This window comes from Kluyvera sp., from assembly GCF_965301105.1.
The window spans coordinates 1-11,233 of record NZ_CBDKZX010000099.1 but is presented as its reverse complement, the minus strand read 5'-3'; the positions used below and the strand labels follow the sequence as shown (position 1 = coordinate 11,233).

Sequence of the window (11,233 nt, the reverse complement as noted above, 5' to 3'; positions counted from 1 at the left end):
CCCAACTGGATTTGAAGTCCAGTCGCCTCACCGGAGACGACGATCTTCCGCGCCTACATTGCTACATGGAGGCGGGGCGCATTATAGCTACTTTCAATCATTTACCACATCCCCCCAGGGCACATTTTTCGCCCCATCGCCCCAGCATTTTCGGGTACCTCAGATAAAACCCTGCTTTTTCTTAGGGTTACATTTTCCAGCTCTCACGCCGCACCTTATTTACCGCACTTCTTGCGCGATCGATGGCGCAAAAACCAGCGGTGTACGCGAATAGTTGACCGTTTTCCGGTCATTTAGCCCCGTGTTTATGCATCTTTGGCCGCCCTGGCGTACGGCGTAAACGAACCGGGACACTATCAGTGCAATCGCAAACGCTGCTAAGGGGAAGTACGGGAAAAACAGGGAATGGCTTGAGCGGAAAAAGTGAGCGGATTTTGGCGGAGATCGCAGGAGTCGAACCTGCCGGGAGCCGCAGGCGGCTGCCACTGGAAATGAAGTCCAATCGTCTCACCGGAGACGACGATCTTCCGCGCCTGCATTGCTACATGGAGGCGGGGCGCATTATAGCCACTTTCAATCCGTTGCCACATCTTTACTTACATTTTTCAGCACTTTTTTTACTTCCTCCGCACGGCATGAGTGGAAATGTATTAAAAATCCGTTATTTACACTTAGTCACACTCTGCTCGCCAATCCAGATCACATAAATCAAGAAACGTAATTTGATAACGAGATATCGCAATACACCTTATCAGCCTAATGGTTTACAAATCATGTAACCGGTACCACTTCGGCTTCGGTGCGAAAAGGGTTTGAAAGATGAAGAGTGAAGTATTGTCTGTCAAAGAGAAGATTGGTTATGGCATGGGTGATGCTGCCAGCCATATCATTTTCGATAACGTCATGCTGTACATGATGTTCTTCTATACCGATATCTTCGGTATACCCGCAGGTTTTGTTGGCACCATGTTCCTTCTGGCGCGCGCGCTGGATGCCATCTCTGACCCGTGCATGGGGCTGCTGGCGGACCGTACCCGCAGCCGCTGGGGCAAGTTCCGCCCGTGGGTGCTCTTCGGCGCGCTGCCGTTCGGCGTGGTCTGCGTGCTGGCCTACAGCACCCCGGACTTCAGCCATAACGGCAAACTGATTTATGCGGCAATCACCTACACGCTGCTGACCCTGTTCTACACGGTGGTCAATATTCCTTACTGCGCGCTGGGCGGGGTGATCACCAACGACCCGACGCAGCGCATCTCGCTGCAATCCTGGCGCTTCGTGCTGGCGACGGCGGGCGGCATGCTCTCTACCGTGCTGATGATGCCGCTGGTGAATCTGATTGGCGGCGACAACAAAGCGCTGGGCTTCCAGGGCGGTATCGCCGTGCTCTCGGTGGTGGCGTTCCTGATGCTGGCGTTCTGTTTCTTTACCACCAAAGAACGCGTGGAAGCGCCGCCAACGCAAACATCAATGCGTGAAGACCTGCGCGACATCTGGCAAAACGACCAGTGGCGCATCGTCGGCCTGCTGACCATTCTCAACATTATGGCGGTCTGCGTTCGCGGCGGCGCGATGATGTACTACGTCACCTGGATCATGGGGTCTCCGGCGCTGTTTACCGCCTTCCTCACCACCTACTGCGTGGGCAACCTGATTGGCTCGGCGCTGGCTAAACCGTTGACCGACTGGAAATGCAAAGTGAGCGTCTTCTGGTGGACCAACGCCATTCTGGCGGTGCTGAGCCTGGCGATGTTCTTCGTGCCGATGAACGCCAGCGTCGTGATGTTCGCCTTTATCTTCGTGATTGGCGTGCTGCACCAACTCGTGACCCCGATTCAGTGGGTGATGATGTCCGACACCGTGGATTACGGCGAATGGCGCAACGGTAAACGTCTCACCGGCATTAGCTTCGCGGGCACGCTGTTCGTGCTGAAGCTCGGCCTGGCGTTGGGCGGCGCGATGATTGGCTGGATGCTGGCCGGCGGCGGTTATGACGCCGCGGCGAAAGTGCAGAACCCCACCACCATCAGCATCATTATTGCCCTGTTCACTATCGTGCCGGCGATTTGCTACCTGTTGAGCGCCATTGTGGCGAAGCGCTTCTACACCCTGAAAACGCCGTTCCTGATCAAGATGATGGGTGAACTGGCGAGCGGCGCGCACCGCACTCAGCAGGATTTTGAAAACGTATCTATGAAACAATCTCTTGAGAATTAAAAGGACGAGCTATGAAGATCAGTGATGGAAACTGGATGACCCAACCGGGTCTCAACTTAATTCATCCTGTCCAGGTGTTTGATGTTGAACAGCATGGGAACGAGCTAGTGGTGTATGTGGCACCGCGCGATGTACGGGAACGTACGTGGCAGCTGGACACGCCGATGTTCACTATTCGCTTTTTCTCTCCTCAGGAAGGCGTGGTCGGCGTGCGTATTGAGCACTTCCAGGGTGCGCTGGAGAAAGGCCCGCACTACCCGCTGAACGTGCTGAAAGACGTGAAGGTCCACATCCAGAACACCGCCGAGTTTGCCGAGTTGAAAAGTGGCAACCTGAGCGTGCGCGTCACCAAAGGCGAATTCTGGTCGCTGGACTTCCTGCGCAACGGCGTACGCATTACCGGTAGCCAGTTGAAAAACAACGGCTACGTGCAGGACAGCAACGACAACCGCAACTACATGTTTGAGCGTCTGGATCTCGGCGTGGGTGAAACCGTGTACGGCCTGGGCGAGCGCTTTACCGCGCTGGTGCGCAATGGCCAGAATGTCGAGACCTGGAACCGCGACGGCGGCACCAGCACCGAGCAGTCTTATAAAAACATCCCGTTCTATCTGACCAACCGCGGCTACGGCGTGCTGGTCAATCACCCGCAAAACGTCTCCTTCGAGATTGGCTCGGAGAAAGTCTCTAAGGTGCAGTTCAGCGTTGAAGGCGAGCATCTGGAATATTTCGTTATCGATGGCCCAACCCCGAAAGAGGTGCTGAACCGCTATACCCAGTTCACCGGGCGTCCGGCGCTGCCGCCAGCCTGGTCTTTCGGCCTGTGGCTGACCACCTCATTCACCACCAACTACGACGAAGCGACCGTTAACAGCTTTATCGACGGTATGGCCGAGCGCAATCTGCCGCTGCACGTCTTCCACTTCGACTGTTTCTGGATGAAAGCCTTCCAGTGGTGTGACTTCGAGTGGGACCCGGTGACCTTCCCGGATCCGAAAGGCATGATCCAGCGCCTGAAAGACAAAGGGCTGAAGGTCTGCGTGTGGATTAACCCGTACATCGGTCAGAAATCGCCAGTTTTCAAAGAGCTGAAAGAGAAAGGTTACCTGCTGAAGCGCCCGGACGGTTCTGTCTGGCAGTGGGATAAATGGCAGCCGGGGCTGGCGATTTACGACTTCACCAACCCGGAAGCCTGCCAGTGGTACGCCGACAAGCTGAAAGGCCTGGTAGAGATGGGCGTCGACTGCTTCAAAACCGACTTCGGCGAGCGTATTCCGACCGACGTACGCTGGTTCGACGATGCCGACCCGCAGAAAATGCACAACCACTACGCCTATATCTATAACGAGCTGGTGTGGAACGTGCTGAAAGAGACCGTTGGCGTGGAAGAAGCGGTGCTGTTTGCCCGTTCCGCCTCCGTGGGGGCGCAACAGTTCCCAGTGCACTGGGGCGGCGACTGCTACGCCAACTATGAATCGATGGCGGAAAGCCTGCGCGGCGGCCTGTCGATTGGTCTGTCCGGGTTTGGCTTCTGGAGCCATGATATCGGCGGCTTTGAAAACACCGCGCCGGCGGATGTCTACAAGCGCTGGTGCGCCTTTGGCCTGTTCTCCAGCCACAGCCGCCTGCATGGCAGCAAATCCTATCGTGTGCCATGGGCGTATGACGAAGAGTCCTGCGACGTGGTGCGCTACTTCACCGAAATGAAGTGCCGCATGATGCCATACCTGTATCGTCAGGCGGCGCTGGCGAACGAGCAGGGCACGCCGATGCTGCGCGCCATGATGCTGGAGTTCCCCGACGACCCGGCGTGCGACTACCTCGACCGCCAGTACATGCTGGGAGATTCCCTGGCGGTGGCGCCGGTGTTCACCGAAGCGGGCGATGTGCAGTTCTACCTGCCGGAAGGTCGCTGGACGCATCTCTGGCACAACGACGAGGTGCAGGGCAGCCGCTGGCATAAGCAGCAGCACGACTTTATGAGCCTGCCGGTGTATGTGCGCGATAACACCCTGCTGGCTCTGGGCAACAATAACCAGCTGCCGAACTACGCCTGGCATGAAGGCACCGCGTTCCAGCTGTTCCATCTGGAAGAGGGCCGTCAGGCAGTCTGTGAGGTGCCGACGCAGGACGGCTCCGTTATCTATACGCTGACCGCAAAACGTCAGGGCAACGTGATTACCGTGACGGGCAACGGCAAAGCCAGCGGCTGGACGCTGTGCCTGCGCAATATCCAGCAGATTGCAGGCGTGCAGGGCGGGGCGCAGGCGGGGAGCGAGCTCGGCGTGGTGGTGACGGCGCAGGGTAATGAGCTGGTGATTACACTTTAGTATTGAGGATACCCCCTCACCCTAACCCTCTCCCCGCGGGGGAGAGGGGACCGATAGTGTAGGTTGTGCGTTTGGTTTTCCCCTTACCAGGGAGGCGCTGGTCATACAGCGAGCACTTTGGATTTTCCCCCTCGCCCCTTTGGGGAGAGGGCCGGGGTGAGGGAGAAAACCCGCGCGACTACCTTATCTCGCCCCCCAGCATCTGCTGGGTTACTTCCTGTTTCTCCATATTCACCGCATGCAACTGTCCATTCACCGTCGGTTTTAGCGGTGCCTCTGCTTGTACATTTCCGCTTGCTGTAAGCTGAATATTCCCGTCGCCAGTAATCGGCAATGCCGGCCAGCCCCACTGCTGCAGCACGTTCAGCGGCACGCCGCGGCCGTTAAGCGTGACGTTGGTCTGGCGCTGCGGCTGCTGCGACACGGTAGCGGTGGCTTCCAGAATCCCTTTTTCGGTAAAGGCGCTCAGTTCGCTGATGTTGACCTGAGAAGCGTCTGCGTTCAGCGTCATGGACGGGCGGCGGACGTCAACGCGGTTAAAGGTCGCCGCCGCGCCGTTCAGCGTGGCGCTGCCGCCCCACACGCCCCACTGGCGATTTTTGACCAGTTGCAGGTTGGCGCCGTAACCGTCCAGCGCGGTGATCTGCCACGGGAAGGCTGGGTCGATATCGATAATCAGGTTACGGCTGGCGCCGAATTTCTTCAGCGTGACGCTTTGTAGCCATGGCGGCAGTTGCTCCATCCACAGCGTTTTCCAGTTCTCCGGCAGCGTATACTCCAGCCCGGCGAAGACCGCGTCGTCCAGCACCAGGGCGTTAGCGTCGCGCAACCAGTTGCCGGAGCTGCGCACCATCCCGCCTTCCCAGCGCGAGGTGAACTGGCGTAGCGCAATGCCCTGTGGCGAGAATTCCGCGTTGAGAATCGGGTCGAGCAAATGCAGCGAGCCGTAGATAAACTCGCTGGCGTTGAGCGACAATTTCCCGTCGCTGCTCTGCCAGCCGCCCTGGCTGAGCGTCAGGTTGCGCAAGTTCAGGTCCAGATCGGTGACCGCCCAGTCCGGCCCCTGCAAACGCGCATCGGTCACGTCGAGCCGGCCAATCTGCAACGACGGTACGGTGGTCAGCGGGGCAAGGAAGTCGAGCAGCGATTTATCGCTTTGCATGCGGATATCGTTGAGGCGCAGATTATCAACCACCCAACTGCCGTCCGCGTTGCGGCGGGCATTGCCCGTCAGCGAGCCACGCGCCATATCCGCGCCGACGGTGGTCAGGGTGACTTCATCGTTGTTGATATCGCCTTCAATCAGCACGTTGGTGGCCGGTACGCCGTTCAGCGCCAGCGAGCCTGCGCTCATTTGAATTCGCGCTTTTTTGCCCAGCACGTTGCCGGCTTCCGGCGCCCACGGCATCACGCCGCCTGAGACACGCTGCGCGCTCAGTTCCCAGCCGGTTTCCGGGCTGTTGAGCGCCATATTGCTCAGCTGTAGGCGGTCGGCGACAAACGGCAGCGGCGCGGTGGACGGCGACAGGTTGAGGGTCCCGTCCTGTAAAAGGATGGTATCAACATGCAGCGGATCGGTAATTTGTCGCGAGCTTAGACCAATATCCACCGTTTTCGCGACCAGCGTCGCGGGCTTGCCATCGCGGCCAAAGGTGACGTTTTGCAGCAGGATATGCGACGGGGACGAGAAACGGTGATCCATCGCATCGAACTTCACCTGCCAGCTGGTGTTATCGCTGAGCCACTGGCTGATGTGGCGCGCGCCCCAGCGCGTTTGCAGTAGAAAGTAAAAGGCCAGAATCACCAGTAGCAGGGCGATCAGCAGCCAGATAATGAGCTTTCCAAGAAATTTCATGATCTTCCGTCCTGAGAAGGGCACATAAACCTGTTATGCATGATTTATGGGCAATCCTCAAGGCAGGAATCGTATTATTCGATGTCGGCGGCAGTGGCTAAGGTGCCACCGCCGCGAAGTGAATTACTCTTTCTCTGGCGGGAAAACCAGGTTCAGAATGATGGCGGTGATGCCACCTGCGGCGATGCCGGAAGAGAGCAGGTTTTTCAGCCAGTCCGGCGCGAACTGCAGAATCTGCGGCTGCTGAGACACGCCCAGGCCAACGGCCAGCGACAGCGCGATAATCAAAATGGCGCGGCGGTTCAGCGGCTCGCGGGAAACGATGCGCACGCCGGAGGCGGCGATGGTGCCGAACATCACCAGCGTTGCGCCGCCGAGGACCGGTTCCGGAATATGTTGCACGAAACCGCTTACCGCCGGGAACAGGCCCAGCACGATCAGCATCAGCGCCACCACAAAGCCAACGTAGCGGCTGGCGACGCCGGTCAGCTGAATAACGCCGTTGTTCTGGCCAAAGCAGGAGTTCGGGAAAGTGTTGAACACCGCGGAAACGCAGGAGTTGAGGCCGTTTGCCAGCACGCCGCCCTTCAGACGCTTCATATACACCGGGCCGGAGACCGGCTGCTCGGAAACGTCAGAAGTGGCGGTAATGTCGCCGATGGTTTCCAGCGAGGTGATCATAAACACCAGCATCAGCGGCAGCAGCAGGTTCCAGTCGATACCGAGGCCGTAGTACAGCGGCGTGGGGATCATAATCAGGCTGCTGTTGGTCGGCGCCGTGTTTTCCGGCAGCATGCCGAGGAACCAGGCAATCAGATAGCCCGCCGCCATGGCGATCACCAGCGACGCAATGCGCAGGTACGGGTTACGCTGGCGGTTAAGCAGAATAATAATGGCCAGCACTACGCCTGCCAGCAGCAGGTTTTTCGGCGCGCCGAAGGTATTGTCGGCCATGGCCGCGTAGCCGCCGCCGATGGAGGTCAGGCCGACCTGAATCAGCGACAGGCCGATAATCATCACCACCACACCGGAGACCAGCGGCGTAATCACGCGGCGCGCCAGGTGCAGCACGCGAGATAAGAGCATCTCGGTGCAGCTTGCCAGCATCAGGGTGCCAAACAGCGCCGCCATCATCGTCGGCACGTCCGCGCCGCCGGTTTTCAACGCCGTGCCGCCCATAATCAGCGGCGCCACGAAGTTAAAGCTGGTGCCCTGAATCGACAGCAGGCCAGAGCCTACCGGGCCCCAGGCTTTAATCTGAATGATCGATGCCACACCGGAAGCGAATAACGACATGCTGATAATGTGCTGAGTATCTTCAGCTGGCAGGCCAAGGGCCTGGCAAATCAGCAGCGCGGGGGTGATCACCGCGACAAACATCGCCAGCAGGTGCTGGAGTGCGGCGAAGAGGGTTTGCGGAAGCGGCGGACGGTCTTCCAGGCGGTAAATCAATTCGCTGGTTTGCTTATGCGCAATCGGTTGCGCATTGGCTTGTTCGAGTGTGTTAGAGGACATCTCAGAGGCAATCCCGTGGTGGAAAAGTGGCGATTTTAGCGGACTGGTTGGTAAAAGCAAACGGTTGCTTTCGTATGCGGCAAATTATTGCGGAAAATACCCCTGTGAAATGCGCGTGTTTAACCGCGTGCGTTAACGAAAATGCTGACAAATAATACCTTTTTCTATCACTTTAGCGCTTTTCATGATTACACTTTGGGCCGATGCCTCATGAAGAGGCGATCTCGACATCGGAAAATTGTCGCGTGTGAATGGATCATGCGTTTAGTCAGGAGCTGTAATTATGTTTCATCTCGATACCTTATCGACGCTCGTTGCCGCAACGCTCGTATTGCTGCTGGGACGAAAGCTGGTCCAGAGCGTTTCCCTTCTCAAGAAATACACCATTCCCGAGCCCGTTGCGGGCGGCCTGCTGGTGGCGCTTGCGCTGCTGGTGCTGAAAAAGAGCCTGGGCTGGGAAATCGACTTTGATATGAGCCTGAAAGACCCGCTGATGCTGGCCTTCTTCGCGACCATAGGTTTGAACGCGAATATTGCCAGCCTGCGCGCGGGCGGAAAAGTGGTGGGCACATTCCTGATTGTTGTCGTCGGCCTGCTGCTGCTGCAAAACTCGCTGGGCATTGGGATGGCGAAGCTGCTGGGGCTTGACCCGATTATGGGGCTGCTGGCCGGGTCGATCACGCTGTCGGGCGGCCACGGTACCGGCGCGGCGTGGAGCAAGCTGTTTATCGAACGCTATGGCTTTACCCACGCAACGGAAGTTGCCATGGCCTGCGCAACCTTTGGCCTTGTGCTCGGCGGCCTGATTGGCGGGCCGGTCGCGCGCTATCTGGTGAAGCATTCATCGTCGCCGAACGGTACGCCGGACGATCAGGAAGTGCCTACCGCGTTTGAAAAGCCGGATGTTGGGCGCATGATCACGTCGCTGGTGCTGATTGAAACTATCGCCATGATCGCTATCTGTCTGACGGTGGGCAAAGTGATTGCGCAACTGTTGGCGGGAACGGTACTGGAGCTGCCAACGTTTGTTTGCGTGCTGTTCGTGGGCGTTATTCTCAGTAACGGTATGGCGCTGCTTGGTTTTTACCGGGTATTCGACCGCGCGGTGTCGGTATTGGGTAACGTGTGCTTATCGTTATTCCTGGCGATGGCGTTGATGAGCCTGAAACTCTGGGAGCTTGCGGACCTGGCGCTGCCGATGATCGCGATTCTGGTTGTACAAACCGTGGCGATGGCGCTGTATGCGATTTTCGTCACCTACCGTCTGATGGGGAAAAATTACGACGCGGCGGTGCTGGCGGCGGGTCACTGCGGTTTTGGTCTCGGCGCGACGCCGACGGCGATTGCCAACATGCAGGCGATTACCGAGCGTTTCGGGCCATCGCATATGGCGTTCCTGGTGGTGCCGATGGTGGGGGCGTTCTTTATTGATATCGTCAACGCGCTGGTGATTAAGCTGTTCCTGCTGCTGCCGATGTTTGGTTGAAATAAAAATGCCGGAGCTTATCTCCGGCATTTTTTTGCCTGATGGCGCTACGCTTATCAGGCCTACAAACGGCGTCTCCGCTCGGTGCTTACTCGTCGTGCTCTTCCCACGCTAACGCGCGTTTCACCGCTTTCTTCCAGCCGCTGTAGCGGAAGTTACGCTCGGTGGTTTCAATCCCCGGACGGAACTCGCGCTCAATGACCGCTTTCTCCTGCAGCTCATCCAGGTTCTGCCAGAAGCCAACCGCCAGACCGGCGAGGTAGGCCGCGCCCAGCGCCGTCACTTCGCGTACTTCCGGGCGCTCTACGCGAGTGCCAAGGATGTCGGACTGGAACTGCATCAGGAAGTTGTTGGCCACCGCGCCGCCGTCTACGCGCAGGGCGTGCAGACGAATGCCGGAGTCGGCCTGCATCGCTTCCAGTACATCACGGGTCTGATAGGCGATGGATTCCAGGGTGGCGCGAATAATGTGGTTCGAGTTCACGCCGCGCGTCAGGCCGAAAATCGCGCCGCGCGCATACGGATCCCAGTACGGCGCGCCCAGGCCGGTAAAGGCTGGCACCACGTACACGCCGTTGGTGTCTTTCACCTTGGTGGCGAAGTATTCGGAGTCGAACGCGTCGCTAATCAGCTTCATTTCGTCACGCAGCCACTGAATGGATGCGCCAGCCATAAACACCGCGCCTTCCAGCGCGTAGTTTACCTCGCCGCGCGGGCCGCAGGCGATGGTGGTCAGCAGCCCGTGGCTCGAAGCCACCGCTTTTTCCCCGGTGTTCATCAGCATAAAGCAGCCGGTACCGTAGGTGTTTTTCGCCATCCCTTCCTTCACGCACAGCTGGCCGAACAGCGCCGCCTGCTGGTCGCCGGCGATACCGGCGATAGGAATACGGGTGCCGCCTTTACCGCCGATGTTGGTCTGGCCGTAGACTTCGGAAGACTTACGCACTTCCGGCAGCATGGCGCGCGGGATATCCAGCGCATCCAGCATCTTGTCATCCCATTCCAGGGTGTTGATGTTGAATAGCATGGTGCGCGAGGCGTTGGTGTAGTCGGTGACGTGCACGCGACCCTGGGTCATTTTCCAGATAAGCCAGGTGTCGACGGTACCGAACAGCAGTTCGCCGCGCTTCGCACGCTCGCGGGAGCCTTCCACGTGGTCGAGGATCCACTTCACCTTGGTGCCGGAGAAGTACGGGTCCACCACCAGACCGGTGGCTTTGCGTACGTACTCTTCCATCCCGTCGCGCTTGAGCTGCTCGCAGATATCCGCCGTACGACGACACTGCCAGACGATGGCGTTGTAGATCGGTTTACCGGTTTCACGCTCCCACACCACGGTGGTTTCGCGCTGGTTGGTGATACCGATAGCGGCAATCTGATCGGAGTTAATGTCGGCCTTCGCCAGCACTTCTACCAGCGTGGAGCTTTGGGTCGCCCAAATTTCCATTGGGTCGTGCTCTACCCAGCCTGGCTTCGGATAAATTTGTTCAAACTCACGCTGCGACACGCTGATGATGTTGGCGTCATGATCCATAACGACGGCGCGGGAGCTGGTAGTGCCCTGGTCGAGCGCAACGATGTATTTTTTGTCAGTCATAATGAACGTTCCGTAGTCAGATTACAGCGAAGCATTGTGTTGATTTTGGCTGGAGACCGCTTTCGGCTCTTCAACCTCGCAGGTGTCGCAGGGCAGATGGCGACCGATCAGCTTGCGGTAGCTGAACGCACCCAGTGCTGCACCGACGATTGGCGCGCACAGCGGCACCAGGAAATACGGGATATCTTTGCCGCCGGTGAAGGCCACGTCGCCCCAGCCTGCCAGCCAGGCGAAGG

At 58.2% G+C, this 11,233-nt stretch carries 6 protein-coding genes, 1 tRNA gene and 1 pseudogene; 3 read left to right on the top strand and 5 right to left on the bottom strand.

The features are described from left to right. Positions 1-435 precede the first annotated feature (435 nt). Positions 436-529, bottom strand: a tRNA-Sec gene (locus ACW14G_RS20485). Positions 530-819: 290 nt separating this feature from the next. Here ACW14G_RS20485 and ACW14G_RS20480 point away from each other — a divergent pair. Then, the gene (locus ACW14G_RS20480; protein ID WP_163446921.1) at positions 820-2,214 is read left to right on the top strand and encodes a glycoside-pentoside-hexuronide family transporter; all 1,395 of its coding nucleotides are present in this window, start codon (positions 820-822) and stop codon (positions 2,212-2,214) included. A gap of 11 nt (positions 2,215-2,225) precedes the next feature. Further along, complete coding sequence (gene yicI / locus ACW14G_RS20475) at positions 2,226-4,544, top strand: alpha-xylosidase (protein WP_167574786.1); 2,319 nt, start codon at positions 2,226-2,228, stop codon at positions 4,542-4,544. A 178-nt stretch (positions 4,545-4,722) separates the two neighbouring features. On the opposite strand, the gene ACW14G_RS20470 is transcribed toward yicI, so the two are convergent. Beyond that, positions 4,723-6,399, bottom strand: coding sequence for an AsmA family protein (locus ACW14G_RS20470; RefSeq protein WP_163446925.1), 1,677 nt, complete (start codon positions 6,397-6,399; stop codon positions 4,723-4,725). Positions 6,400-6,522: 123 nt separating this feature from the next. Further along, positions 6,523-7,914: a nucleobase:cation symporter-2 family protein gene (locus tag ACW14G_RS20465; RefSeq protein ID WP_249022585.1), complete on the bottom strand. Its 1,392-nt coding sequence runs from the start codon at positions 7,912-7,914 to the stop codon at positions 6,523-6,525. Between the two features lie 283 nt (positions 7,915-8,197). Here ACW14G_RS20465 and gltS point away from each other — a divergent pair, with 283 nt between their 5' ends. Continuing rightward, positions 8,198-9,400, top strand: coding sequence for a sodium/glutamate symporter (gene gltS, locus ACW14G_RS20460; RefSeq protein WP_167574788.1), 1,203 nt, complete (start codon positions 8,198-8,200; stop codon positions 9,398-9,400). A gap of 88 nt (positions 9,401-9,488) precedes the next feature. Here gltS and glpK read toward each other — a convergent pair whose 3' ends face one another. Then, a complete protein-coding gene (gene glpK, locus ACW14G_RS20455; protein WP_064540909.1) occupies positions 9,489-10,997 on the bottom strand; it encodes a glycerol kinase GlpK in 1,509 nt (502 codons plus the stop codon). A gap of 21 nt (positions 10,998-11,018) precedes the next feature. Then, positions 11,019-11,233, bottom strand: a pseudogene (locus tag ACW14G_RS20450) (aquaporin); the annotation flags it as partial.